This window comes from Sphaerimonospora cavernae (assembly GCF_042435035.1).
GTDB classification, from domain to species: domain Bacteria; phylum Actinomycetota; class Actinomycetes; order Streptosporangiales; family Streptosporangiaceae; genus Sphaerimonospora; species Sphaerimonospora cavernae.
The window spans coordinates 152,819-179,596 of the sequence record NZ_JBHMQT010000037.1 but is presented as its reverse complement, the minus strand read 5'-3'; the positions used below and the strand labels follow the sequence as shown (position 1 = coordinate 179,596).

The 26,778-nt window shown below is 67.3% G+C and carries 20 protein-coding genes; 14 read left to right on the top strand and 6 right to left on the bottom strand.

Going from position 1 to position 26,778, the window contains the following annotated elements; translation table 11 throughout:
• Positions 1-36 precede the first annotated feature (36 nt).
• Together ACFHYQ_RS17975 and ACFHYQ_RS17970 are read right to left on the bottom strand one after the other, a co-directional pair.
• Complete coding sequence (locus ACFHYQ_RS17975) at positions 37-390, bottom strand: DUF742 domain-containing protein (protein WP_394302306.1); 354 nt, start codon at positions 388-390, stop codon at positions 37-39.
• Positions 387-2,531 carry a sensor histidine kinase gene (locus tag ACFHYQ_RS17970; protein WP_394302305.1) on the bottom strand — a complete coding sequence of 715 codons (2,145 nt, stop codon included), beginning with the start codon at positions 2,529-2,531 and terminating at the stop codon, positions 387-389. The genes ACFHYQ_RS17975 and ACFHYQ_RS17970 overlap by 4 nt, the downstream gene beginning before the upstream one ends.
• Positions 2,532-2,840: 309 nt before the next feature.
• On the opposite strand from ACFHYQ_RS17970, the gene ACFHYQ_RS17965 reads away from it, so the two are divergent.
• Positions 2,841-3,197, top strand: a complete 357-nt coding sequence (locus tag ACFHYQ_RS17965) for a hypothetical protein (protein WP_394302304.1) — start codon at positions 2,841-2,843, stop codon at positions 3,195-3,197.
• Between the two features lie 43 nt (positions 3,198-3,240).
• Here ACFHYQ_RS17965 and ACFHYQ_RS17960 read toward each other — a convergent pair whose 3' ends face one another.
• Entirely contained in the window at positions 3,241-4,263 is a 1,023-nt protein-coding gene (locus ACFHYQ_RS17960) for an LCP family protein (RefSeq protein ID WP_394302303.1), read from the bottom strand.
• A 516-nt stretch (positions 4,264-4,779) separates the two neighbouring features.
• Here ACFHYQ_RS17960 and ACFHYQ_RS17955 point away from each other — a divergent pair.
• From ACFHYQ_RS17955 to rfbD, 4 genes are read left to right on the top strand one after another with little or no spacing between them, the layout of a single operon-like run.
• Positions 4,780-6,084: a sugar transferase gene (locus tag ACFHYQ_RS17955; RefSeq protein WP_394302302.1), complete on the top strand. Its 1,305-nt coding sequence runs from the start codon at positions 4,780-4,782 to the stop codon at positions 6,082-6,084.
• Positions 6,085-7,152 carry a glucose-1-phosphate thymidylyltransferase gene (locus ACFHYQ_RS17950; protein WP_394302301.1) on the top strand — a complete coding sequence of 356 codons (1,068 nt, stop codon included), beginning with the start codon at positions 6,085-6,087 and terminating at the stop codon, positions 7,150-7,152.
• Complete coding sequence (gene rfbB / locus ACFHYQ_RS17945) at positions 7,149-8,117, top strand: dTDP-glucose 4,6-dehydratase (RefSeq protein WP_394302300.1); 969 nt, start codon at positions 7,149-7,151, stop codon at positions 8,115-8,117. The genes ACFHYQ_RS17950 and rfbB overlap by 4 nt, the downstream gene beginning before the upstream one ends.
• Positions 8,090-8,956, top strand: a complete 867-nt coding sequence (gene rfbD, locus ACFHYQ_RS17940) for a dTDP-4-dehydrorhamnose reductase (protein WP_394302299.1) — start codon at positions 8,090-8,092, stop codon at positions 8,954-8,956. Before rfbB ends, rfbD begins: the two co-directional genes overlap by 28 nt.
• Here the strand turns inward: rfbD and ACFHYQ_RS17935 are convergent.
• The gene (locus ACFHYQ_RS17935) at positions 8,953-10,125 is read right to left on the bottom strand and encodes a GumC domain-containing protein (RefSeq protein ID WP_394302298.1); all 1,173 of its coding nucleotides are present in this window, start codon (positions 10,123-10,125) and stop codon (positions 8,953-8,955) included. The genes rfbD and ACFHYQ_RS17935 overlap by 4 nt on opposite strands.
• A 36-nt stretch (positions 10,126-10,161) precedes the next feature.
• A complete protein-coding gene (locus ACFHYQ_RS17930) occupies positions 10,162-11,271 on the bottom strand; it encodes a glycosyltransferase family 4 protein (RefSeq protein WP_394302297.1) in 1,110 nt (369 codons plus the stop codon).
• A 105-nt stretch (positions 11,272-11,376) separates the two neighbouring features.
• Between ACFHYQ_RS17930 and ACFHYQ_RS17925 the strand changes: the two genes are divergently transcribed.
• From ACFHYQ_RS17925 to ACFHYQ_RS17910, 4 genes are read left to right on the top strand one after another with little or no spacing between them, the layout of a single operon-like run.
• Positions 11,377-12,519, top strand: coding sequence for a DUF1972 domain-containing protein (locus ACFHYQ_RS17925; RefSeq protein WP_394302296.1), 1,143 nt, complete (start codon positions 11,377-11,379; stop codon positions 12,517-12,519).
• Positions 12,520-12,522: 3 nt separating this feature from the next.
• Positions 12,523-13,821, top strand: a complete 1,299-nt coding sequence (locus ACFHYQ_RS17920) for an MATE family efflux transporter (protein ID WP_394302295.1) — start codon at positions 12,523-12,525, stop codon at positions 13,819-13,821.
• The gene (locus ACFHYQ_RS17915; protein ID WP_394302294.1) at positions 13,799-14,827 is read left to right on the top strand and encodes a YjiK family protein; all 1,029 of its coding nucleotides are present in this window, start codon (positions 13,799-13,801) and stop codon (positions 14,825-14,827) included. The genes ACFHYQ_RS17920 and ACFHYQ_RS17915 overlap by 23 nt, the downstream gene beginning before the upstream one ends.
• 1 nt (position 14,828) lies before the next feature.
• The gene (locus ACFHYQ_RS17910; protein ID WP_394302293.1) at positions 14,829-15,734 is read left to right on the top strand and encodes a phosphotransferase; all 906 of its coding nucleotides are present in this window, start codon (positions 14,829-14,831) and stop codon (positions 15,732-15,734) included.
• Here the strand turns inward: ACFHYQ_RS17910 and ACFHYQ_RS17905 are convergent.
• On the bottom strand, positions 15,731-16,588 hold the full coding sequence (locus ACFHYQ_RS17905) for a sulfotransferase (RefSeq protein ID WP_394302292.1): 858 nt from the start codon (positions 16,586-16,588) through the stop codon (positions 15,731-15,733). The two genes, ACFHYQ_RS17910 and ACFHYQ_RS17905, sit on opposite strands and share 4 nt — an antisense overlap.
• A gap of 148 nt (positions 16,589-16,736) precedes the next feature.
• Here ACFHYQ_RS17905 and ACFHYQ_RS17900 point away from each other — a divergent pair, with 148 nt between their 5' ends.
• The 5 genes from ACFHYQ_RS17900 (at position 16,737) to ACFHYQ_RS17880 (ending at position 26,713) form a co-directional block, all read left to right on the top strand.
• On the top strand, positions 16,737-18,041 hold the full coding sequence (locus ACFHYQ_RS17900; protein WP_394302291.1) for an O-antigen ligase family protein: 1,305 nt from the start codon (positions 16,737-16,739) through the stop codon (positions 18,039-18,041).
• Positions 18,038-19,750 carry a right-handed parallel beta-helix repeat-containing protein gene (locus tag ACFHYQ_RS17895; RefSeq protein ID WP_394302290.1) on the top strand — a complete coding sequence of 571 codons (1,713 nt, stop codon included), beginning with the start codon at positions 18,038-18,040 and terminating at the stop codon, positions 19,748-19,750. The genes ACFHYQ_RS17900 and ACFHYQ_RS17895 overlap by 4 nt, the downstream gene beginning before the upstream one ends.
• Positions 19,751-19,883: 133 nt before the next feature.
• Complete coding sequence (locus ACFHYQ_RS17890; protein ID WP_394302289.1) at positions 19,884-24,083, top strand: LamG-like jellyroll fold domain-containing protein; 4,200 nt, start codon at positions 19,884-19,886, stop codon at positions 24,081-24,083.
• Between the two features lie 122 nt (positions 24,084-24,205).
• A complete protein-coding gene (gene rfbC / locus ACFHYQ_RS17885) occupies positions 24,206-24,802 on the top strand; it encodes a dTDP-4-dehydrorhamnose 3,5-epimerase (protein WP_394302288.1) in 597 nt (198 codons plus the stop codon).
• A gap of 513 nt (positions 24,803-25,315) precedes the next feature.
• The gene (locus ACFHYQ_RS17880) at positions 25,316-26,713 is read left to right on the top strand and encodes a sugar transferase (RefSeq protein WP_394302287.1); all 1,398 of its coding nucleotides are present in this window, start codon (positions 25,316-25,318) and stop codon (positions 26,711-26,713) included.
• Positions 26,714-26,778 lie beyond the last annotated feature (65 nt).

Below are 26,778 nucleotides of genomic sequence, written 5' to 3'. Positions count from 1 at the left end.
GCCCGGGCCTGGACGTGGGCGGGAGGCAGGCTGCCGTCACAGCGCCTGCAGGCCCTGGATCACCTCCCGGAGGATGTGCTCCTGGGGAAGCTGTGCGACGGTCGCCGGCGGGCGAGCCGTGATCAGGCTCTGGTCGCGTAGATCGCTGAGGAGGATCCGTACGACGTTCAGCGACAGGTTCAACTCCCCGGCGATGTCCGCGACCGAGGCCGGCGATTGGCAGAGGTTGAGGATCCGCAGGTGCTCGGGGGCGAGCCCGGCGGTGCGGTCGTAGGCCGAGGAGGCGGCCCGAATGATCATCATCATGTCGAACTCGGGCCCCGTCGGGCGGGTCCGACCTCGGGTGAGGGTGTAGGGCCGCAGTAGCGGCCCGAATTCCTGCTCCGTCATGTGTCGTCCTCCTGAGCGCGCTGCCAGCCCGCCTGGAAGGAGGAGAACAAGTCGGCCCGCTCGTCACGCAGTTGTGGTGCAAGGTTCGCCTGCCGGACGCGCCTTGGCAACTCGTCCCCGTCGTCATCCCGGTTGCCCAGTTCACCGCGGCCTCGCGGATCAGCGGCGGGGATGTCGACGGCCGGCGGGGTCAGCGCAAGAGCGGGAGCGGGGTGCGGTGCGGCGATTCGCTCGACGGAAAGATCCCGGGCCTCGGTCTCCACGACCAGTTCCTGCGGGACGAGCACGACCGCGCTCGTCCCGCCGTACGGCGAGGGCCGCAGCGAGACGCGCACGTTGTGACGATGGGCGAGGCGCGCGACGACGAAGAGGCCGAGCCGGTCGCTGTCGGCGAGATCGAATTCGGGCGCGTTGGCGAGCAGTTCGTTGATCCGTGCCAGCTCCTCCGGCGCCAGGCCGAGGCCGCGGTCCTCGATCTCCAGGGCGAAGCCCCGGGCGACCATCTCACCGCGGACCTGGACCCGCGTGTGCGGCGGCGAGAAGATCGCGGCGTTCTCGATCAGCTCGGCCAGGAGGTGGATGATGTCGGTGACCGCGCTGCCGACCAGAGCGTGGCCGTGCGGCACGATCACGTCGATCCGCAGGTAGTCCTCGACCTCTTCGATCGCGGCGCGGACCACGTCGAAGAGGTTGACCGGGTCGCGCCAGCCCCGGGCCGGGGCCGCACCCGACAGGATGATCAGGCCTTCGGCGTGCCGACGCATGCGGGTGGTCAGGTGGTCGATCCCGAACAGCTTCTCCAGGACTTCGTGGTCCGTGACCTCCCGCTCCAGGCCGTCGAGCATGCCGAGCTGCCGCTGCAGGAGCGACTGGTTGCGGCGCGCCAGGTTGAGGAAGACCTTGTTGACGCCCTTGCGCAGCTCGGCCTCGTGGACGGCGGACTCGATCGCGGTGAGCTGCACCGAGGTGAACGCATTGTTGACGCTCTCCACCTCGACGGTCTCGGCGGTCTTGAGCGCGGGCGGGGTCTCGGCCGCCACGTCGACGTCCTCGCCGCGTCGGAGGCGGTTGATGATGCGGGGAAGTCGCAGGTCGGCGAGCTCGGTCGCGGCATGCTGGAGCCCGGTGAGCTCGCCGGTGATCCTCCTCGCGAACCGGAGTGAGACGAAGGCGGTGGCGAGGATCGCGAGGAGTCCCGCGACGCCGATGACGGCGATGCTGATGAGGATGCCCTGGGCCCGCGGGGCGGCCCGCGCGGTGAGGGTCATGCCCACCCCGAGCGTGAGCTCCTCGAACTTCTTGGACAGCCCCTCGGCGACCGTCGGCCAGGATTGCGCGCTCGACGGCAGCGGCTTGTCGGGCTTGATCCGCTTGACTATCTGGTCCTCGATCGACGTGAACGAGCTGTAGAGGGCGCTGGTGTTCAGGTCGGTGAACGGCTGAAGCAGTTCCGCGTCGAGCTGACCTGTGCCGAGGCTGTAGAGCAGCCGCCGCTTGCCGACCATCGCGGCGAAGGCGTCGCGCTCGTCCTGCGTTATCCGGCCCGCTGTCTGCACCCCGGCGAGCAGCGCCGACTGCTGGCTCACCAGCTCGTGGCCGCGGACTATCAGGACGATCGCCCTGGTCTGCTCGATCATGTCGATGTCCGCGGAGATCATCAGATAGTCATAGGCCAGGAAGCCGATGTCAGCCACCGCGGTGTATTCCTCAATGGCATCGAGGCTGTGCAGCGCGTGGCGGTCGACCCGGTCGCGCAGTCCGTCGAGCTTGCGTGCCCGGCTGATCAGCTCCTGGATCCGGTTCCACATCCCGGGAGGCGTGTCGTCCTTGACGCTCGAGGATGACCGGGCGAGCTCCGCCACCGCCTCGTCGGTGACCTTACGCTCCTTGTCGAGCTCACTCTTGAGCGGGACGGGAGAGTTGAGGCATTCGGCGGTCAGCAGGCGCTCACGCTGCAGTTGCAGGATCACGCCCGCCATGGGCTGCACCACGTTCGTGAAGACGGTCTGGATCCGGAGCAGCTCGACGCCCTGCCGAATGGTGAGCGTGGCGGCGAACCCCCACGTCATCACCAGAGCGATGGTCGGCACGAGCAGGATCGCCGTGATCTTGAATCGAATAGAGCGCTTTCGGCCAGCCATAAACCTTGCCCGTCCTGACCCCTCACTTAATAGTGGCGAAACCCTAGCAATCCGTGAGGCGCACCACCAGCGAGGGTTCTTAACAGTTGGGGGACAGTTCGCTGTAACATCCTGTTTATGGCGACTTATACGATTTTGTCCTAGATTTGAGGTGGGGTGCTGTCGATGCCGACCGGGACGCGTGGTCGTACGACAGGTTCGGAGACCGGCGTCGGCCCGCGACGATCGCGCCCCGGATCCTTCCGTGACACGTACGACCTTCCGCCGGTTCGCTTGCGGGTGCGGCGTCAAGTCGTCACAATCGCGCCCATGCACGGCGACCCAGTGCCGGATTCCTATGTGTACGTCACCGAAGAAGGCGTGACCCGCCATTACGCGGACGGCAGCGTCGAGGCCCTCGCGTGGGAAGACGTCGTGGAGGTCAGGGTCGGCGGCCACGTGCCCGCCGACGGCGACGTTTTCATCGTCCTTCTGGACAGCGAGGGTGAGGGCTGCGTCGTCCCGCGGTCGGCGACCGACGCCTCTTTCCTGACACGCTTGAGGTATTTGCCGGATTTCGACCTTGATCAATTGAGTGCTGCTGTTGAGGATGCCCATGACGGATATGTCGTGGTATGGCGTAGCCCGGACCCTCCCTCATCGATTCCCGACCTCGAGTACGACTGATCCGTGATGGCGCCTGGGGTGGGAGACCACGGACGGTGCCGCATCACATAACGGTCGAGGTGTCGTTGAGTCCACCGTTGTCGGTGAAGTAGTGATCGAGGGTGTCGTTCCTGATCGCCTCAGCGAGCCTGGCACCCTCGCGCGCGTCGAGCCGGACGATGCTCATCCCCTTGACCGTGTCCGACCCCGTGACAGGCATGGTGGTGGAGAGCATGTCGCCGCCTCTGACACCGCGCAACTCGAATGCCAGGTCGCGGAAAGTGCTGATGGTGACGCTGGAGTCCACGGTCACCGACTTGGTCAGTGCCTGCAGGAATTCGTCGAGCGCGAAGGGGTCGGTGAGCATGCCCTTGCTGAGGGCCTTCTGCATCATGGCGCGCAGGAAGGCCTGCTGACGCTTGATCCGATCGAAGTCTCCGCCGGGCAGGCCGAAACGCTGCCGTACGAACAGCAGTGCCTGCTCGCCCTCCAGGAGGGTCTCGCCCTGCCGCCAGGTGACCTTGTTGGCCGAGTCGTACGAATCCTTCGAGATGTAGACGGTGACACCGCCGAGCGCCTTGGTCATCGCGACGAAGCCGGCGAAGTCGAGTGCGGCGAAGTGGTCGATCCGCACACCGGTGAGCTTCTCCACGGTCGTGATGAGCAGGCGGGGGCCGCCGTAGGCGTAAGCGGAGTTGATCTTGTCCTTGCCGTGACCCGGGATCGCGACATAGGAGTCGCGCGGGATGCTGATCAGATAGACGCGCTTCCTGTCCGCCGGAATGTGCGCGATCATGATGCAGTCCGACCGCTGGAACCCCCCTTCGTCGGGACGGCGGTCAGCCCCGATGACCAGCCAATTCTGTGCCGATCTGACCGCTTTCGCCGGTCGGTCTTGCTCTGCCGGAAAGACATCCTGGACTCGCTGGATGTTGCTGTCGTAGACGTACTGGCGCTGCATCGCCAGTGCGAACAGCGCCGCGAGCGGCAGCAGCAGTACAAGGGAGACGATGATCAGGACTTTGCGCCGGCGTGAGGTCGGTGGTCGTGCGTCTGTGCGGACGGGGAGTTCGTTGGAGGTCGTCACCAGGGGGTCCAATGCGGCGATCCGTTGCTGTCATGAACGTAACCGAAGAAATGGTGAAGGCGTAAGGGGGCCTCGCGCCGGCGCCTCAGCGGCTCGCCAAGGTGCCGGAGGGGACCAGCTGCTTGGGCAAATAGTACAAACAGTACATTCGGTGATGAATGTCTGGTCGCCGGGAGGGCCCGGCCTCATCCTGAGGTGCGCTCCATAGGATGGCAAGGCATATGGCCACATGAGGACGCGAAGGTGAAGTTTCATGGAACTTCAGGTATTACTGGGAGCGTTCCAGGGGCCACTTCCGGAAGCCGTGGTGAACCGAACGGGCTGCGGCGCGTCTTCTTAGTGATCGACTAACGACGCAGGGCGGGGTATATGGGCGTTGCCGTTGAAAGTGCCATGCTCTCAAGTGGTGGGCGCACGAGCAGAGCAGACTGGCGGCGGCGATACATTCGCCGTGTAGTGGCGGGTGATGCCCTCGGCGGAGGGGCGGCGATCTTACCTGTCCTGACGGTCAGGGCCTTGGTCACGGAAGTCGAGGTGATGGAGGCCGTTCTCGCGGCGTCTCTCACCGTCGGCTGGCCGATTGTCCTCGCTTTGATCGGCGGCTATGACCTGCGCCATCTCGGAGACGGCGCCGAGGAGTACCGCAAGGTCTTCCACGCCGCCGGGATCCTCGCATCCGTTGTAGCGATCTCCGCCTACCTCACCCAGACCCCGATAGCCCGCAGCTACGTGATGGTCGCCGTCCCACTCGCCGGCGTGATCTGCTTCGCGTGGCGGTACGGCTTACGCAAGCGGCTCCACCGGCGGCGCCGCGACGGTGAATGCCTGAGCCATGTCGTCGTGGTCGGCCACTGGGCCGCGGTGCTCGAACTGCACAGGCAACTGAGCCGCGAACGCCATCATGGCATGCGGATCGTCGCCGCCTGCGTTCCCCCGCAGCAGCACGTGGACCTGCCCCCGCAGTTCGACGGTTTCCCCGTGCTGGGTGACTTCACCACCGCCGCCGAGGTCGCGGGGAAGACGCAGGCGGACACGGTCGCCGTCCTGTCCTGCCCCGAGTTGGACGGTACGGCACTGCGCCGTCTGGCCTGGCAGCTCGAGGAGACGGGGACCGACCTCTACGTGGCTTCGGCGTTGATGGAGGTGACCGGGCCGCGCATCAGCATCCGGCCGGTGGCCGGACTGCCGCTGCTCCACGTCGCCCACCCCGATCTGCGGGGAACGCGACAGATCGTCAAGAGCATCTTCGATCGTGTGGTCGCGGCGGCGATGCTGTTCGTCCTGTTGCCGGCCATGCTGATGATCGGCTTGCTGATCGTCGGCGACAGCAGGGGGCCTGCCCTCTTCCGGCAGCGCCGCGTGGGCAAGGACGGCGAAGAGTTCACCCTCTACAAGTTCCGGAGCATGACGCCGGACGCCGAGGCCGCGAAGGACGCGCTGCTGCGCGACAACGAGGGCGACGGCGTGCTGTTCAAGTTGCGCAAAGACCCGCGGGTGACGAGGGTCGGCGGCTGGCTGCGTAGATACTCACTGGACGAGCTCGCACAGCTGATCAACGTGCTGCGCGGTGAGATGTCCCTCGTGGGGCCTCGGCCTCCGCTGCCCGAGGAAGTGGCGCAGTACGGCGACGACGTGCGGCGTCGGCTGCTCGTCAAGCCAGGGATGACGGGGCTGTGGCAGGTCAGCGGTCGGTCCGATCTGTCCTGGGAAGAGTCGGTGCGGCTTGACCTGCGCTACGTGGAGAACTGGTCCTTCACCATGGACCTCCAGATCCTCTGGAAGACGTGGTCTGCGGTCATCGGCGGAGAAGGGGCCTACTAGATGAAGGCACTCGTCCTCGCGGGCGGATCCGGTACCCGCCTGCGGCCCATCACACACACCTCGGCCAAGCAACTCGTACCGGTGGCCAACAAGCCTGTGCTCTTCTACGGGCTTGAGGCGATCGCGGCGGCGGGCATCCGAGACGTCGGCATCGTGGTGGGGGAGACCCAGGCGGAGATCGAAACGGCCGTCGGCGACGGTTCCGACCTTGGGCTCGATGTGACCTACCTGCGCCAGGAGGCCCCCCTCGGGCTCGCCCACGCCGTATTGATCGCGCGCGACTACCTCGGTGACGACGACTTCGTCATGTATCTCGGGGACAATTTCATCATCGGCGGGATCAACGCTCTCGTCGACCGCTTCAAAGCCGAGCGTCCCACCGCCCAGATCATGCTCACCCGAGTTCCCGACCCGCGCAGCTTCGGGGTCGCCGAAATGGACGCCCGGGGACGGGTGGTGCGTCTGGAGGAGAAGCCCGAGATCCCGAAGAGTGATCTGGCTCTGGTGGGTGTCTACCTGTTCACGTCGGCGGTGCACGGGATCGTGGCCGAGCTCAAGCCGTCGTGGCGAGGCGAGCTGGAGATCACCGACGCGATCCAGGGCCTGATCGACGCGGGCCGGCGGGTGGAGGCGACGGTGATCTCCGGATACTGGAAGGACACCGGGAACGTCGACGATATGCTCGAGGTCAACCGCCTCGTCCTGGAGTCACTCGAGCCTGCCGTACGTGGGCAGGTCGATGAGAACAGCGAGCTGATCGGGCGTGTCGTGATAGAGGAAGGCGCGTCGGTCCGCGACTCGCGGATCGTCGGGCCGGCGCTCATCGGTCCCGGGACCCTGGTGGCCGACTCCTACGTCGGCCCGTTCACCTCCATCGGCGCCGACTGCGCCATCAGCGACAGCGAGATCGAGTACTCCATCGTGCTGTCCCGCTCCTCGATCACCGGTGTCCGCCGGGTCGAGGCGTCCCTCATCGGGCGTGACGTCGAGGTCACCCCCGCGCCCAACACTCCCCGAGCCCACAGATTGTTGCTCGGCGACCACAGTAAGGTGCAGATTTCGTCGTGAGGATCCTCGTCACAGGCGGAGCCGGGTTCATCGGCTCGCACTACGTCCGAACCCTCGTCTCCGGCGGCTATCCGGCCTTCGCCGGGGCACGGGTCACCGTCCTGGACAAGCTGACGTACGCCGGCAACCTCGCCAACCTGGAGCCGGTCGCCGGTGGGTACGACTTCGTCCACGGCGACATCGGTGACGCCGCGCTGCTCGCTGAGGTTGTTCCCGGGCACGACGTCGTCGTCAACTTCGCGGCCGAGTCGCATGTGGACCGGTCGATCGATGGAGCCGCCGAATTCGTGCGGACCAACGTGCTCGGCACGCAGACACTCTTGCAGGCGTGTCTGGAGGCGGGCGCGTCCAAGGTCGTTCAGGTGTCCACGGACGAGGTCTACGGATCCATCGAATCCGGGTCCTGGGATGAGGCGGCGCCGCTGCGGCCGCGTTCGCCGTACTCTGCCGCGAAGGCGGGCGGTGACCTGATCGCCCAAGCCTACGGTGTGACCTATGGACTGCCGGTGTCGATCACCCGCTGCGGGAACAACTACGGTCGGTACCAGTTCCCCGAGAAGCTCGTCCCGCTGTTCGTCACCAGGCTCATGGAGGGGCGGAAGGTTCCGCTCTACGGCGACGGCGGCAACGTCAGGGACTGGGTCCACGTGGACGACCACTGCAGGGGCATCCAGCTCGTCGCGGAGCGCGGCACACCCGGCGAGGTCTACAACATCGCCGGAACCGCGGAGCTGACGAACAAGGAGCTGACCACGCGGTTGCTGGAGGCCTTCGGGTTCGGCTGGGACATGGTCGAGTACGTGGCGGACCGCAAAGGTCACGACCGGCGGTACTCGCTGAGCGACGCCAAGCTCCGCGGGCTCGGCTACCGCCCGTCGATCTCTTTCGACGACGGGCTCGAGGACACGATCTCCTGGTACGTCGCCAATCGGGAGTGGTGGACGCCGCTCCTCACCGCACGATGATGCGATGGCTGATCACAGGTGGCGGCGGGATGCTCGCCACCGACCTGGTACGGCGCCTGGGCGGGGGCGCGGTCGCGTTGAGCCGGACAGAGCTGGACATCCGCGATGCGAATGCCGTGGAGGCATGTCTCTCGGCCCATCGCCCGGACGTCGTGGTGAACTGCGCGGCCTGGACGGCCGTCGACGACGCCGAGTCTCGCGAAGACGAGGCGCTGGCCGTCAACGGCCACGCGGTTGAGCCGCTCGCCGGGTTCTCTGCCAAGCTGGGCGCCCGGTTCGTACAGATCTCCACTGATTATGTGTTCTCGGGAGTGTCGGACCACCCGTTCGAGGAGGACGCCACGACCGCACCGATCAACGCCTACGGCCGTACGAAGCTCGCGGGGGAACGGGCGGCACTCGAAAACGGCGGTTACGTGGTCCGTACGGCATGGCTGTACGGCGCTGCCGGGCCGAACTTCGTCCACACCATGATCAGATTGGCGGGTGAGCGGCGAACGGTGGATGTCGTGGATGACCAGCATGGTCAGCCGACCTGGACGGCCGATCTCGCGGATCAACTCGTGCGGCTGATCGACTCCCGGGCCGAGCCGGGTGTCTATCACGGTACGAGCTCGGGGCAGACGACCTGGTATGGATTCGCACGCGAGATCTTCACCTTGCTCGGCGCCGACCCGGACCGGGTCCGTCCCACCTCCAGTGCGTTATTCGTGCGGCCCGCTACCCGGCCCGCCTACAGTGTCCTCGGCCATGCGGGATGGACGAAGGCGGGACTGCCGCCGATCCGTGACTGGAGACACGCCCTTCACGCCGCGTGGTCCCGACTCCGGATGGACTAAGGGGTGTTGGCCTCGGCGCTCGGGTCGGCGACATCGAGCTTCTCGTCGCCGTTCTCGGAGCCGTAGGCCTTCGGACCGTTGCTCTTGGAACCGTTGCTCTTGGAACCGCCACTGCCGCTTTTCGAGCGGTTGCCCGTGGCGTCACGGGAGAGGCCGCTGTTGCCGTTGGGTCTGTAGGTGAGCAGCGCGTCGCGATCGTAGACGTCGGTGCGGTCACCATCGTCATCCTCATCGATAGGTCGGGGTGATGGGGACGGTCTGGTAGGGGACGGTCTGGCCGGCGGGGGGTCTGCCATCGGGGGTTCCGGCGGTGCGGGTTCGTCCGGTGCGGCGCGTCGTCGGCGCTTGCGCTGCCCGTCCCCCGTGGTCACGCGATGAACCCGGGCGATGGGATTGGTCGCGCGTAGGAATGCGATCACGATCGCGATGAGCGCCCCGAGCGCCAGGCCGATCGCGATGTTCTTCGGTAGTTTGCTCGGCGTGATCCGCTCTGGGTTGGCCTGGTCGACGAAGCGCGTCCCGTTGCTGTAGGTGGCGAGGTCGATCTGGGCGTCACTCTCCTTGAGCTGCAACTGTGCGAGGACCTCGGAAAGCGAGTTGGCCAGCGCGCTTCCTTCAGGAGCCGACTTGAGACTGGCGCGCACCTGGCTCTGGGTCGTCTTGATGCTCTTGACCAGTTTGGCCTGCTCGACTTCGGCCGCCGTCGCGGTGAGCTCCTGGTAGGCCTGGACCACCGAGTTGGCGATGTTCGCGGCCACCTGGTCGGTTTTCGCCGTGGTCTGCACCTCGATGATGCCGCCGCTCGAACCGGGGGCGGCCTGTACAGAGTCGCGCAGCGTCTCCAGATCAATCGCGTACGAATGCTTGGCCTTGAGGATCTCCTGCGTGCGGGTGAGCACCTTTTCGGACTCGGCGAACACCGCACGCTGCGCGGTGTAGGCGATGTAGCTGCTGTCGGAGGAGACACCCTGGCGGAGGAACGTGGTGCTTCGCGGGTCGGTGACGGCGAAGCGGGCGACGGCCTCGGCCTTGTTGAGTACCAGGAACGTCGCTTCCGCCGCCAGCAGGCCGGACAGGATGATGATCAGAAGCGAGGACCAGCGGTAGCGCCACACCGCTTCGAGGAGTCCGACCTCGGGCAGCATGTCCTCGGTCCCGTTGGTTGCCACCGTCGACTTCCCCCTCGTTTTGGTCCCATCGGCAGTCTAAGCAGAGGTGATTGGCACCCCAAGAACACGAGCGATCTCGCGGTGGTACCGCGAGAGGGCGAACCGCTCTCTCGCGATTCGCTGCCCGTCGCATGCCAGAGCACAGGTCCGCGGCCAGTCGTCGAGCAGTGCTTCGATCGCGTCGGCGAGCGCCTCGGGGCTGCCGGGCGGGACCAGCACCCCGGTCTCACCGGTCTGGATGATCTCCGTGAGGCCCTGTACCTCGCTGGCCACCACGGGGCGCCCGGCCAGCATCGCCTCGACCGCGACGTTGCCGAACGGCTCCTCTCGTGAGGGCACCAGCGCGATGTCGGCATCGGCGAGAAAAGGAGCGACCGGGTCCTGGAATCCGGCGAAGACGACCCCGTCGGCCGCGAGTTCTTGGAGCTCCTTCTCGAACCACTCGTAACCCGGGAAGATCGAGCCGACGAGCGTGAGCGTGACCTGCCGTCCGCGCTCACGCAGCAGCGCGACCGCGCGGACCGCCACGTCGCTGCCTTTTCGCGGAGACAGCCTGCCGACGAGCACCAGCCTGCCCTCGGGCACGTCGCGCAGAGGCGTCGAGTCGCCCCGGTCGGGTACGCCGTTGTAGATCACGGTTATGCGGCCGGGACGTACCCCTCCGCTGGTCAGGGTCCGCAGGCAGGCCTCGCTGTTGGCCACCACCTGGTGCGCGAGCCGTACGGGGGCGGTGAGAAGGCGGCGCAGCAGTGGTGAGATGTGCTGCTCGGCCTCGTGCACGTGGCAGATCACCGGGACCCGGGCCAGGCGGCCGGCCACGATCCACAGGGGAATCGTGAGCGTGCTGACATAGAGGGCCGTCGGCCTGATGCGCCGGAGCATCGCGACGATCCGCGGCAGGGTGGTGAGCGTCTGCCACGTGAGTGTCAGCACGCCTCGCGGGGAGAGCAGGGATTTTCGGAGCACGGGCGACGGCATGATCGCTATCTCGCTGCCCGTCTCACGCAGGCGATCGCCCAGCGGCCCCTCCTCCGGCAGCACGACCGTGACCTCGGCCGCCTCGGTCAGCGCCCGCACCGACTCGAGCAGCATCCGGTCGGAACCGTAGAGATCAGGTGACGGATGGGTGACAACAACATGCTCCACCCTCAAGTGACCTTCCCTTCGATAGTCTTGCCCCAGGTCGGGGCAATGCCGGGTTCAAGAGGCTTCAGCAATGGTATGCAGAACGTTCAGTCGTGGGGGAGTCGCGTGCACATCGCCATGATCGGGACAAGAGGTGTTCCAGCCCGGTATGGCGGTTTTGAAACCGCGGTCGAGGAAATCGGCGCCCGGTTGGTCGACGCGGGACACCAGGTCCGGGTTTACTGCCGCGGTGCGGCGGAGCGGCAGGACGAGCACAGGGGCATGCGCCTGGTTCACCTCCCGGCCCTCAGACACAAGACGCTGGAGACGCTGAGCCACACCGCGCTGTCCGTCGGACATCTGCTGGCCCACCGGACCGACGTCGCCCTCGTTTTCAACGCCGCAAACTCGCCGCTGTTGCCGTTCATCCGCGCCGCACGGATCCCCGTCGCGACCCATGTCGACGGTCTGGAGTGGAAACGGGACAAGTGGAGCGGGGCGGGGCGACGCTACTACCTCATCGCGGAGCGCCTCTCCGTACGCTGGTCGCACGCGGTTATCGCAGACGCCCGTGCCATCCAAGATTATTACCAGGAACGTTATGAAATCGGAAGCGTGCTGATTCCGTACGGCGCACCGATTCAGGACGTGGCGAATACGGAGTTACTGAAACGGGCGGGGTACGAGCCCGGGCGTTTTCATTTGGTGGTGGCGCGCTTCGAGCCGGAGAACCACGTGGCGGAGATCGTCGCGGGCTATGTCCGGAGTCGAGCGGAATATCCGCTGGTCGTCGTGGGGTCGGCGCCCTACGCGGCTGAATACACCGAGCGGGTCCACGAGATCGCCGGCTCGGATCCGCGGGTCCGTCTGGTCGGCGGGATCTGGGATCAGGAGTTGCTGGACGCGCTGTACGCCGGCTGCGCGTCCTATCTGCACGGCCACTCGGTGGGCGGCACGAATCCGTCGCTGCTGCGTGCGATGGGCGCCGGTGCCCCGGTGATCGCCTACGACGTGGTGTTCAACCGTGAGGTGTTGGCCGACACCGGACTGTTCTTCGGCGATGAGGCCATGTTGGCCGAGACGCTGGAAACAGTGGAGAAGCGACGTGATCAGGAGGCCGCCCGCGGCGCGGCGGCCCGGGAGCGTGCTCGCACCGCATATCGCTGGGACGACGTCGCGGCTCGGTACGAACGGCTGTGTCGTGATCTCGTAACCGGAGATCTCGGGACCGGAGATCTCCGGGCCGGACGAGCCGGGGCCGGGGACTGACGGGTGCCGGGTCTCGGGGAGCGGGTAAGCAAGACCGTCGCCTCAGCAGGGGGGTCGGTTCTCGCCCAGGTGGTCGCCGCGCTCAGCAGCCTGCTGCTCCAACTCATCGCGGCCAGAGAGCTTGGTTCGGCCGGGTTCGCCGCGTTCACGCTTCTGATCGCCACACTGACAGTGATCACCACGCTGCACACCGCGTGGGTCGGCGACTCTCTCACCGTGCTGGACCGCTTCGATCCGCGTGTCCGGGCCGCACTCGCGGCATCGTCGGTGGTGACACTCGCTCTCGGCGCCGTCGTGGGCACGGTCCTGGCGATCGTGCTGGACGCGGCGAGTGGGCTCGGTGTCCTGCTGTTCGGCGTGCTCGTCGTGCTCTGGCTGCTGGAGGACACCGGGCGGCGGATACTCGCCGCCCGGCTGGAGTTCGGCCGGCTCGCCGCGAATGCGGTTGTGGACTTCGTCGTGGTCTTCTCGGTGCTGGGCGCGTTCTGGCTGTCCGGCGCGTTGCGCTTGGAGACGGTGCTCGCCGCCATGTGCGCGGGCTCCCTGGCCGGGGTCGTGCTGGCGGTCGTCAGCCTGCCCCATGAGGAGCTCGCCTGGCCGGGTTTACGCCGGGCTACCCTGCGGGAGGCCGATCTGCGGGGGATCGTCTCGTTCGCCACGTGGCGAACGGCCCAGGCCGGGCTGCGCCCGTTGACGTTGATGCTGACGAGGGTCGCCATCGTCGCCATGGTCTCCAGCGTGGCTCTCGCCACTGTCGAGGGCGCCCGCCTGCTGCTGGCTCCGGCGCTCACGTTGATCAACGGGGTGGGCGCGTTCCTGCTGCCCCGGATGGTACGGCTCCGCCAGAGCGGCACACCGCTGCGCCTGGGGCTGGCGCTGACCGCCTCGCTCGCGCTCACCGCGCTCACCGCGGTCGGTGGCGTGGTCGTGGTCGCGCTGGCGAAACCGCTGGAGCCGTTCATCACCGGAGGGAACTTCCCGATCGAGCCGATCGCGGTGGCCGGCTGGGCCGCCTATTCGGTGAGCATCGCGGCGACGCTTCCGGTCAGCATGCTCGCCACCGCCTACCGGCACTCCCGGCTGGTTTTCGTCGTCCGGCTGATCGAGTCTGTGGTCGGCGTCACTCTTCTTCTTCTGCTGCTGGCTCTGCGGCCGGACCTGGTGAACCTCGCTCCGTTCTGTATCGGCATCGGGGGTGTCGTGACCTCGGTGATCCTTGTCGTACGGCTGCGCGCTCTGCGGCATGAGGAGCCCACTCTGCCTGGGGAGAGGATGAGCCATGTGGCCCAAGCTGATCATTAGCGGCCTCCTGCTGGCCGGGGTGACGATGATGGCGCCGACGGACGCCGCGGCTCGGGAGCCCGCGCCTCAGCCCTCCGCCGTGCCGAGCTCGGCATGGAAGCGGGCCTTCGTCTTCGCCGACCAGCGGATCGACGAGTCCAGTGGGTTGGCGGCCAGCCGTGTCAATCCCGGCGTGGTGTGGACGTTCAACGACACCGAGGGCCCGATACGGCTGTTCGCCGTCGGAGCCGACGGCAGGACCCGGGCGGTGGTCACCCTCGTCGGAGTCAAGGGCGTCGACCCCGAGGCCATGGCGGCCGTGGTCGGGGCGGACGGCACGGACTATCTCTACGTCGGAGACATCGGCGGGAACGCGACCCCTCGTTCGACCGTCGTGATCTACCGAATCGCCGAGCCGACCAAGCTGGCCGACATGTCGGTCAAGGCGACCGCGTACCGGTTGACCTATCCGGACGGAGCGCATGACGCGGAGGCGTTGCTGGTCGACCCGCGAACTCGGCAGCTCTACGTCGTGACCAAGAGCCCGAAAGGGGGAAACGTCTATCGAGCCCCCGAGGAGCTCTCCGAGACCGGGACCAACACGCTGACCCTGGTGCGGAATCTGCCTTATGTGGTGAGCGATGGGCTGATCACACCAAACGGTGCCATGATTCTGCGCAGTTACAACAAGGCCCGGGTCTGGGACAGCCCAGGGGGTGACCTCACCTGGGTCATGGATCTCCCGAAACAGAAGCAGGGGGAGGGCATCGCGATCACTCCGGACGGAAAGACCTTGCTGATCTCCAGCGAAGGCGTGTCATCACCCGTGTGGCAGATGGAACTGCCGGCCGCTCTGGGGCCCCAGGAGGTGGCTCCGGCGAACGAGGCGACCGGCGCGGCACCGGCGTCGGAAGCCGGTTCGGCGCTCACACCGGACCGGCTCTGGGCCCTGATCGGCGGGGTGGCGCTGCTTGTCCTCACCGCTTCCCTGATCATTGTGGTCCGAGCGGAAAACCGGGTGTGGTGACGTGAGCGACTCTGCGGCCGCTCGATACCTGGCCTACCCCCCGGGCCGGGGAAACGTCTGGATCCCCACCCGCGACGGCCGCTCCGCCGGTGCCGGCCTCTCACTGCTGACGTTCTCCAAGCCGGTGCCGCTGGCACTGCAGTTCGCGTTGTTCGCCGCTGCCCGCGTGGCAGGCCCGTGGGTGCTGCCGGGCCGGCGCAGGCGCTGGCGTCCACCGGTGGCGCAGGAGGCCTGGGCGACGATAAACGAGCAGATCGCGGCGGTCGTCGGACCCTCGGACGCCGTGGCGGGCTACCTGCGCCCGCAGTCGTCGCGGGCCGGAGGCGCCGCGCTGCTCCTTCTCCGGGCGGGACGCCCCATCGGGTTCCTGAAGATACGGGAGCGCCCAGGGGAACTGATGCGAGAGGCGACGGCGCTGGCCGCTTTTACCTCCGGAGATCACATCGGCTTCCGGGTTCCTGAAGTTCTCGGCACCGGATCCGTCGACGGCCTCCACTGGCTGCTGCTGTCGCCCATGGAGCCGGTGCCGGCACGTCCCGTTCGGAATATCGAGCCGGCCGGGCTGAGTGAGCGGATCAGCTCTCGCCTGGCGGCACGGTTACCCCGGCCACCTGACGTACCCGCGCACTGGCAGCCGATGCACGGAGATCTCACCCCGTGGAATCTGCGGCTCACCCGGACTCCCGTGCCGTGGCTGATCGACTGGGAGGATGCCGGATACGCCCCGCCGCACGCCGACGAGACCTACTACACGGCCACCCGCCTCGCGGTGTACGGTGGCACGCCTCCTGCTCGGACGCACGGCGAAGCCGCCGCCTACTGGCGCGACCGGGTGAGCCGCCGGGTCGCGGATGATGTGGAACTCACCCGACGGCTCCTGGAGATCCTCGGCAGGATGATCGATTAGGGCGCGGCCCAGTCCGGAAACGAACGGCCGAGCATCTTCTCCAGAGCGGCGTTGTGCGGCGCGAAGTGCTCGATCAGCCGACGCCTGACCGACGCGGGCAACTCGGACTTGGGGGCGGGATTCCATACCTTCCCGGCCTCCGGTAGCGGGGCGTGCGGCAGACCGAGGAATGCCGCCACCTCGTCGCACACGCGCTGTTGGTCGCGGTAGAACTCCTCGCTGCTGACCACGTGGAACCGGTCCGCCGGGAAATGGTCGAACCAGCGCCGCAAGGCGCGGTCGTACTCGCTCTGCGCCACGTAGGACTGCTGTTCGTGGGCATAGCTGTAGTAGGTCGGGTCGGAGATGAGACGCTGCTCCTCGCCCGCGGTCCGTTCCGCCTCCGCGGCCAGCGCCTCTTCGAACGACAGTTTCTCGACACCGGCCCGCACCCGTTCCCGGTAGTGCGAGAAGGTGCGTTCCACCGGGTCGCGCAGGGCCAGCAGGATGCGCGCTTCGGGGACGTCCCGGGCGGCGCGCCGCGCCGCGAGCGGGTGATACAGGTAATAGGGCGAGCCATCACCCGCGATCACCGGCCCTCCGGCACGCCGGGCCGCACGGGAGCGGGCTGCCCTGCTGGGCAGGTACGACCGGTACCAGCGCATGCCGCGCCGATAGTTGCTGTCGAAGAAGTGCACGCCCTTGGTGTGGTTGGCTTTGGGAAGCAGGTCGGCCGAGGGGAAAAGCGGAATGATGTTCGGGTGATCGAGGAGCGCGTAGTACAGCGAGGTCGAACCGCCGCGCTTCGCGCCGATGAGGAGGAAATCAGGGTCCGGCCTCGCCCACGCGGTCGCCATTCCGTACGCTCTGAACACGCTGCGTCCCAGGTTCAGGACAGACTCCGGTAAGAGGTCTCGCGTGCCCATATGTCGCGCTCTCCTTGCTTGGTGACCACTGAATGCCTACTATCTCATCGTTCCTGGTACGCGCCGAGAGGACGGCGGCACAAGCGAGGAGAGCTGCGTGTTGAAGGCTCGCCATCGCCGCGAACATGTCCGTTGGTGGCCCGTTCTGGTGCCGATCGGTCTCATCCTCGCCAGTGAGTACAAGGTCCGTTCCAGGCCGGTGAACCAGTCGATCGGCGGAGGCGTGGACGCGACGATCCTCCTGGAGATCGGGGTCTACGGCTTGGTCGCGCTCTACCTGTACCGCCGCTTCGGAATCAGGGCGCCGCGTCGGCGAGGATCCACCATCCGGCTGCTCGGCTGGGGGTTCGCCGCGTTCTCCGCGATGAGCGTGCTCTGGACCCCGTTCCCCACCTTCGCCGCGGTGCGCGGTGTGCAACTCCTCATCATCGCCGCGCTCTCCCAGGTGCTGGTCGCCCGGGCGGAGCGGGAGGACCTGTGGCGGCTGGCGCACGCGTTCATCCTGCTCGTGCTGGTCTCCGTGGGCATCGGTGTCGCCGTTCCGTTCCCCCGCACGCCGCTGACCGTCAACCGGTTCAACTGGCTCTATGTTCACCCTGTCTCGGCGGGCATCTTCCTCGGCATCGCCATCTTGCTGGTCGTGGGATTCGCGCTGCCCGGGGGGTTGCCGAGGCGCTGGCCGCTGCCCGCGTACCTGATCGCGGGGGTGATCCTGGCCGCGGCCCTGATCGGCACGGGCACCAGAGGCGCGGCCGGCGGCTGCCTGGCCGGGCTGGTGGTGATGTTCCTGCTGGCCAGCGGCCCACGCGGCAGGGCGACCTTCCTGATGATCACGCTGCCATGTGTGATCGTGGCTGCGCTGGCCTTCAGCGACCGGTTGATCGGCTTCGCCACTCGCGGTGAGACGGTCGAGCAGCTGGAGAGTCTGAACGCCAGAACCGACCTGTGGACGTTCGCGCTACGCGCCTTCAGGGCGGAGCCCTTCTTCGGCAACGGCCTGTCGTCGACCCGAGGGCTCTTCCTCGACGACATCGGGCTGGGGGGCGGCCACAATGCCTTCGTCAATGTCCTGGTCGAGGGCGGCATCGTCGGCCTGGCCCTGTTCTGCATGCTGATCCTGGCCCTGATCGTCCGTCTGCTCGTGCTGGTCCGGGCCCGACACGTCCGGGCGGAGGCCACGATGCTGCTCGGGGTGATGGTCTTCTTCCTGGTCGACGGAGTCACCACCGAGATGGTGGCGGCGCCGGCCAATGTCGCGTCCGTCTGGCTCTACACGGTGATCGCCTGGACGATCCTTCTGGCGCGTAAACCGCCGGCGGCCGATAGGCGTCCAGAAACTGACTCCGGGGTGGACACTCCGGATCTCCCCGCACAGGTGGTGTCCCCGAGGGTGGTCAGATGAGACGGCTGCGTGTCAACAGGAGGGTCGGTGTCGCCGGTCTGGCGACGCTGGCGGTCCTCGGCACCGGATGGGGCGCGTGGAGCAACGACACGCCCGGCCCTGTCGTGGCCGACTGGCGCACGGCAGGGCCGCTCGCCATCGGAACCGCCGCCTACCCCGTTCCGCAGGGGGCGTATTTCGTGGCGCCCTGGGGGGATGACGTCGCCCCGGGCACCGGGGAGGCGCCGTGGCGCACCGTGGGGCACGCGGTGCGGGCCGTCCCGGCCGGTGCCGTCATCGTGCTCCGCGGGGGCGTCTACCACGAGTCCGTCGAGGTGTACGGCAAGCAACTGACCCTGCAGGCCTATCCGCGCGAGGCGGTGTGGTTCGACGGCACCGAGGCGGTGTACGGCTGGGTCCGGGATGGTTCGGTCTGGCGCAGGGACGGCTGGAACGTCCGGTTCGACAACACCGACCCGACGGCGGGAGGCGGCGAAGCCTGGCGCATGGTGGGCCCGGAGAACCCCGTGGCCAACTGGCCCGACCAGGTCTTCGTCGACGGGCAGCAGCAGAAGCAGGTGGTCGGCCGCGACCTGCTGAAGCCCGGAACGTTCTTCGTCGACTACGACAGCGGAAAGCTCTATCTGGGCTCCGACCCGACCGGCCACGACGTGCGGGCCACGACCCTGGCCGAGGCGCTCTACCTCAACCAGGCGGACGGCTCGGCCGTCCTCGGCATCGGCTTCCGCCGCTACGCCACGCCGATCAGGAGGATGGGCGCGGTGAAGGGGTTCGCGAACGATCTGCGGTTCGAGAACGACGTCTTCGCCGACACCGCGCTCGCCGGGCTCAGCATCAAGGGCGACCGGATCGTCGTGCGGAACAACGCCTTCCTGCGCAACGGACAGCTCGGGCTGCACGGGCACCGCACGCAGCAGGCCACCGTGGCCGGAAACCTGATGGAGGGCAACAACTGGGAGCACTTCGAGATGGCTCCCGTCTCGGGCGGCATGAAGATCACCACGTCGGCTGGGCTCCAACTGGCCGGCAACCGTTCGGAGCGCAACTTCGGGCCGGGCTTCTGGCTCGACGAGTCGGTGTCCGACGCGGTGGTCGCCCGCAACCTGGCGCTGGCCAACTTCGGGCACGGCATTCATTACGAGATCTCGGCGCGCGGGCTGATCGTCGGGAACGTCGTGGCGGACAACGGCAAGAACGGACTGTACGTCAACGAGTCGAGCGATGTCAGACTCTGGAACAACACGGTGCTGCGCAACGGCGGCACGCAGATCAATGTCATCGACGGCGCGCGGGAACAGGCCGACCCGAGCATGCCGTGGAACGTGTCCGGGGTGGAGGTGCGCAACAACCTCGTCCAGGGCGGACCCCAGCCCCTCGTGTCGGTCGAGGACCTGACTGGCAGGCGGACTGCGCCAGAAATGGCCGATTTCGACTACAACGTCTACTATCTCGCAGGCGGTGGCGGCGCCGATTCCATCAAATGGGTGGACCGCCGGGCCGGGCACCGTTCGTTCACGGACCTTCGCACCGTCCGGGATCGAGCCAAAATCGAACGCCACGGGCGGGAAGCCCGCGGCCCCATTCCCTTTACCGACCCCGGCGCCTTGGCCGTCGGAGAGGGATTGCCTAATGGCGCTCCTCTCCCGGACGACGTCGCCACCTGGCTCAACGCCCAGGCCGGTCGATCTGTCCAGGTCGGCGCCCCTTAGGCTAAATCATGATCCATTGAAACGAATATGTTGCATTACGAATCAATGGAGTCGATTCCGCATCTGTATCGTTCCACTACGATTTAGATGAATCCGGGCCAGTAGGGCATACGGAACGACGTGTAGGATACCCATGGGTAAAAAGCTAGACCTCGTCAAGCGTTCCGCGTTCGCGTTACTCATCGCCGGCTTCGGTCTCGTCCAGGGCGGGACCGCGTCGGCGGACATCGACCCCGAGCCGGGGGTTCCCGAGACCGTCACGGCCGACGCTCTGCCCACCTGGCAGATCAACGGCGTGGTCTGGAAGCAGGTGACGGTCGGGAACACCGTGTACGCGGTGGGCAGCTTCTCCAAGGCCCGCCCGCCGGGGACCAGCCCGGGTGACCCGCAGGAGGTCAACCGGGCGAACATCCTCGCCTACGACATCACCACCGGGAACCTGCTGCCGTTCAACCACACGCTGAACGCGCAGGCCCGCTCGATCGCGGCATCCCCCGACGGGTCGCGGATCTACGTGGGGGGCGAGTTCACCACCGTCGACGGCGTGACCCACAACCGCCTCGTCGCGTTCAACACCGCGACGGGCGCCGTCGACACCGCCTTCAACCCCTCGGTCGGCTCGGCGGTGTGGGCGATCACGGCCTCCGACTCCACCGTCTACATCGGCGGCAACTTCTTCAACGTCAACGGCTACTCGCGTAACCGCACGGCCGCTCTCGCCCGGAGCAACGGCACTCTGCTGTCATGGCGGCCCGAACCCGACGACGAGATCCACGCGATGCTCATGGCCCCCGACCAGAGCCGGGTGCTCATCGGCGGGAAGTTCCAGAACCTCAACGGCGAGGCCCGTGTCGGCATCGCCGCGGTCGACCCGGTCACCGCCGCGTCACTGCCCTGGAGCAGCAGCCCCACCCCCGCACGCCAGTCCAGTACGAACTTCTCCTACGTCGACGACCTCGTCACCGACGGCACGCTCGTCTACGGCGCCAACGACGGCGAGGGCTGGCACTGGTTCGACGGCCGCTGGGCGGCGGATCCGTACACCGGCGACCTGGTCTGGCTCGACAACTGCTACGGCGCGACGTACGGCCTCTTCGTCACCGGCCAGGTGCTCTACAGCGTCGGGCACGCGCACGACTGCGCCTCGCTCGGCGCGTTTCCGGAGACGAACCCGCAGACGTGGCAGCGCGCGCTGGCCCAGACCACTTATCCGACCGGCACCGACCAGGCCCCGCCGTCCAACAACAGCAAGTACAGCGGCCAGCCCGTCCCGAGCCTGCTGCACTGGTTCCCATCGATCAACGCCGGGAGCTACACCGGCATGTATCAGGGAGGCTGGTCGCTGACGGGGAACGACCGGTACCTGTCGATGGGCGGCGAGTTCACCGCCGTCAACGGCAGCCCGCAGCAGGGGCTGACCCGATTCGCGATCAAGTCGGTGGCGCCGAAGAAGTCCGGCCCCATCCCCACCGCCGGTCTCACCCCGAACGTGGCCTCCTTCCAGGCGGGAACCGCACGGGTCAGTTGGCCGGCGACGTGGGATCGGGACAGCGAGAAGCTGACCTACGAAGTGCTGCGTGACGGGTCCGGCACCCCGATCGGCACCGTCACCGCCACGTCCAACTTCTGGACGCTGCCGTCGCTCGGCTTCAAGGACACCGGACTCACCCCCGGCACCACGCACACCTACCGCATCCGAGTGAAGGACCCTCAGGGGAACTCGGTCGGCAGTGGAACGTCGGTGCCCGTCACCATCGCCGCCGCCGGGTCGTCCAGCGCCTACGCCGACGCCGTCCTCGGTGACTCCCCCACGAGCTTCTGGCGGCTCGGGGAGGGCGGCGGACCCACGGCATACGACTACTCGGGCTTCACCGACGTGACCCAGAAGAGCGGCGTGACCTACGGCGTCGCCGGGGCGATCATCGGGGACACCGACACCGCGTCACGCTACAACGGCACCACGAACGGCTTCGGCGTGACCGGCACCCAGGTCCCGGTGACCCCGAGTTTCACCGTCGAGGCATGGGTGAAGACCACCTCGAGCAGAGGCGGAAAGCTCGTCGGCTACGGCAGCGCGGCCACCGGCAACAGCGGCAGCTACGACCGGCACGTTTACATGGACAACGCGGGTCGCATCTGGTTCGGCGTCTATCCCGGCGCCGTCCGCACGGTCAACTCCGCTCCCGGCTTCAACGACGGCCAGTGGCACCATGTCGCGGCCACGCTCAGCGACACGGCCGGCATGGCGCTCTACGTCGACGGCCGCAGGGTCGACCAGAACACCGGCACCACCACGGCCCAGGACTACGCCGGCTACTGGCGGATCGGCGGAGACAACCTGAGTGGATGGCCGAACCAGCCGTCCAGCTCCTACCTCAACGGCGACATCGACGACGTGGCGATCTACCCGGCGGCCCTGTCGCACGAGAAGCTGCTCGACCATTACGTCGCCGCCGGCCGTACCAGCCCGATCCCACCCGCCCCCGCGGACGCGTACGGCAAGGCCGTCTACAACGCCGAGCCGACGTTCTACTGGCGACTGGGAGAGCAGAACGGCACAGTCGCCGCGGATGCGGGCAAGGGCGGTGTCGACGGCACCTACACCGCGACCGGCGTCACCTACGGCCGGCCCGGTGCCATCACCGACAGCACGGACAAGGCGGTCGCACTCAACAACGGCGGAGTCGCCTCCAAGGTGTCGTACGTCAACCCGACGACCTATTCGGGAGAGCTGTGGTTCAAGACGACCACGACCAGCGGCGGCAAGCTCCTCGGCTTCGGCAACGCCGCCTCCGGCACCAGCTCCAACTATGACCGCCACATCTACATGACGAACAGCGGCAAGCTGGTGTTCGGAACGTATACCGGCGCGATCAACGTGATCACCTCGCCGAACAGCTACAACGACGATCAGTGGCATCACGTGGTGGCCACTCAGGGCTCCGGCGGCATGAAGCTGTACGTCGACGGTGCTCCGGTGGGCAGTGACCCTCAAACGGGCGCGCAGAGCTACACCGGCTACTGGCGAGTGGGCGGGGACAACATCAACTCCTGGCCGGATCGGCCGACCGGCAACAACTTCAACGGCGAGATCGACGAGGTGGCCGTTTACGGGAGTGTGCTGTCCGACTCCCAGATCGCCGAGCACTGGCAGAAGGGCTCGGGCAACGGCCCCGCCAACCAGGCCCCCACGGCGTCGTTCAGTGCCACCTGCACGGATCTGGACTGCTCGTTCGATGCCGGGGCGTCCGGCGACCCCGACGGCTCGATCACCGGGTACGCCTGGGACTTCGGTGACGGCAGCACGGGCGCCGGCCAGACGGTCACCCACACCTACCCGGCCGCGGGCGACTACACGGTCACGCTGACGGTCACCGACGACGCGAGCGCCATTGGGACGCACGCTGATGTGGTCGCGCCGCAGCCACCGGCGAACCCGTCGTCGACGTTGGCCTCGGACACCTTCGGCCGTACGGTCTCCAGCGGGCTCGGCTCGGCCGACACCGGTGGCGAGTACACGCTTTCCGGCGCCGCCACCTGGTTCGCGGTGGACGGCGATGCGGCGAAGATCACGATGCCCTCGGCCGGTGCGAACCGGCGAGCGTACCTGAACAGTGTGCCCAGCACGACCTCGGACACCACGTTCTCGGTCACCACCGACAAGGCGGCCACGGGCAACGGCATCTACCTCTGGGCCATCGGCCGGAGTGTCAGCGGCCAGGGTGACTACCGGGCCCGGGTCCGGCTCCTCTCCTCGAACGCGGTCGGCCTCTCGGTGAGTCGTGTCGACACGTCCAACAGCGAGGTGCTGATGGTGCCCGAGCAGGGCGTCCCCGGTCTGGCCTACAGCCCGGGAACCATGCTGAAGGTCCGGCTGCAGGTGCTCGGGACTTCGCCCACGACGGTCCAGGCGAAGGTCTGGCCCGCCACGAGTGCGGAGCCGGTCGACTGGCAGGTCACCACGACCGACTCGACGGCCGGGCTGCAGGCGCCGGGCGGCGTCGGGTTCGGCGTGTTCCTGTCCGGCAGCGCCACCGACGCGCCGGTCGTCGCCACCGTGGACGACCTGTCCTCAAGCAGCATGACCAGCGCCCCGACCGCGGCGTTCTCGGTCGCCTGCACCGGCCTGACCTGCGCGGTGGACGCCTCGGGATCGGCCCCGGGAACCGAGCCGATCGCCTCCTACACCTGGAGTTACGGTGATGGAGTCGTCGAGTCCGGTCAGACCGCCTCGCACACCTTCGCGCAGGCGGGGACGTATCGGATCACGCTGACCGTGACCGGGACCGACGACCTGACCAACGTCACCACCCAGACGGTTACGGTCTCCTAGCGGTTGTCGTCGTCAAGGCCCCGCGGCGCCGCTGCGGGGCCTTCCTTCTGCGCCGGCACGGCTTGGTGGATACGACATGCTGGGGTGGGTTTGTTGAGGTGCGACTTGTTGGAGTGTGATGCATGAAACCGTTGTCGATCAGTGATGCCTACGTCTTCACTCCTGCCATCCACGGTGACGACCGTGGTCTGTTCTTCGAGTGGTTCCGCGCGGGTGAGTTCACCGAGGTGGTGGGGCACCGGTTCGGGCTCGCGCAGGCGAACTGCTCGGTCTCCGGCAGGGGAGTCCTCAGGGGTGTCCATTTCGCGGAAGTGCCGGTAGGGCAGGCGAAATTCGTCACGTGCGTGGCCGGCTCGGTCCTCGACGTGATCGTGGACCTGCGCGTCGGGTCACCGACGTTCGGCAGGTGGGAGATGGTTGCGCTGGACGACGTGACCCGTCGCGGGGTCTATCTCGCGGAGGGACTCGGACACGGCTTCATGGCGACCAGCGAGCAGGCCACGATCGTCTACCTGTGCTCCGAGCCGTACGCTCCGGCGCGAGAGCACGGGGTGCATCCGCTCGACCCCGAGTTGGGGATCGCGTGGCCGGACGGTCTGGAGCCGGTCCTGTCGCCGAAGGACGCCGTCGCGCCCACGCTGTCGGAGGCGCGCTCCCGCGGCATACTCCCCGACTACCACCGATGCCGGGAATACTACGAGAAGCTCCGCTCGTCGTAGCGTTTGGGGAGGGAATTCCGGCATGTTCGGGGCCGCCTCGGCCGGGAGGCGGGCAGCGCGTCACCAGAATTCGGCGTGATTGGCGTTCGATATCTGCTTGACCGAAATGCCAGCCGCGGTCAACATGATAAAAACTCACAATTGGGTGCCATGAATGAGGGTCGTGGCGTCTGCACTTCGGCATATCCTCCCGGTTTCTGCCTGAAGGTGTGTTTCGCCACCGGATCGGCATCCTGTGGGCACTTCCACATTGTTCCGTCAAGAGTTCTGGACGGATTTCTCGCGACCAAATGTGGACACGGGGCCACATTCCATACCTGTGGGTTGCTCTTTAATATCAGCTAGGAGCGCCGGTTCCGATATGGGCGAGTCTTGGGTCAACCTGAGAGGCGATAGAGGCGTCAACTTCGCGGAAGGTCCGGTGTGCGAGGGGCGTGGTGAATGGAAACGCGATTGGGATTGCCCGACCCTTCCGCCTCAGTCGGAACCGCCGGGGCGCGCCAGGCGAAACGCGTGCCGGTTGTGCGCCGTACATGGCTGCTGATTCTGGGCGATCTCGCCTGCGCGATCGTCGCGTTCGCCGCCGTCGTGCTGACCCGGGTCGGGCTGGGGATGTTCATCCCGGTCGAGGACTTCCTGCTCGGGCTGTCCCTCGCCGTTCTGTGGCCGTCGGTCATGGGGGTGGTGGGGGCATATCACAGGAAGACCCATGGCGAGGGGACCGAGGAGTTTCGCGCCGTCATGCAGGGGGGTGTGGGGCTGATCGCCGCGACCGCGATCGGAGCCTACGCGACCCAGGCCACGGTGGCGAGAAGCCACGTGATGGCCATGATGCCGCTGGCCACCGTGATCACCCTCCTTTTCCGCTACTGCCTGCGCAAGCGCCTGCACCGGTTGCGCGCCCGCGCCGAACTCATGCGCCGGGTCGTGGCGGTGGGACATCGCGCGTCCGTCCTCGACCTGATCGCTCAGTTCCGGCGGCAGCCGTACCACGGCATGCGGGTGGTCGCGGCGTGCCTGCCGCGAGACGACTATCAGTTGCGGCGGCGCGAGGTCGGCGGGGTGCCGGTGCTGGGGGACTTCGGTGATGTGCCGGCCGTCGTCGACAAAGTCGAGGCCGACGCCGTCGCCGTGCTCGCCTGCCCGGAACTGGACGGTGCCGCCCTGCGGCGGCTGGCCTGGGGGATCGAGCCCGGGGGCACCGACCTGTTCGTGGCCTCGGCGCTCATGGATGTCGCCGGGCCGCGGATCAGCGTCCGTGTCGTCGCCGACATGCCGCTGCTGCACGTCGAGCATCCCGACATCGACGGGATCCGCCAGCTCGTGAAGAGCGGGTTCGACAAGATCGTGGCGGCCGTCGCGCTGCTGGTCACCGCTGTGCCGATGTTCGCCATCGCTTTCGTCATCCGGGCGACCAGTCCGGGCCCGGCTCTGTTCCGGCAGACCCGGGTCGGGCGGCACGGTCGAGAGTTCGAGGTGTTGAAGTTCCGCACGATGGTCGTCGACGCCGAGCGGATCAAACGGGACCTCCTCGACGACAACGAGTCCGACGGGGTGCTGTTCAAGATCAGGAATGATCCGAGGATCACCCGGGTGGGCCGTGTGCTGCGCCGCTACTCCCTCGACGAACTCCCTCAACTCATCAACGTGCTGCGTGGCGAGATGTCGCTGGTCGGCCCGCGCCCGCCGCTGCCGGCGGAGGTGGAGCGGTACGGCACGGACGTCCGCCGTCGCCTGGTGGTCAAGCCCGGGATGACCGGACTGTGGCAGGTGAGCGGAAGATCGGACCTGTCGTGGGAGGAGTCGGTCCGGCTGGATCTGCGTTACGTGGAGAACTGGTCGCTCATGTTGGACCTGCAACTGCTGTGGAAGACGTGGTCGGCGATCACCCGCGGAGACGGGGCCTACTGAGCATGAGGGCCCTCTACGTAGTAGTCGCAAGGACTCGATCAACGACGAACAGCGCTCGATTTCGC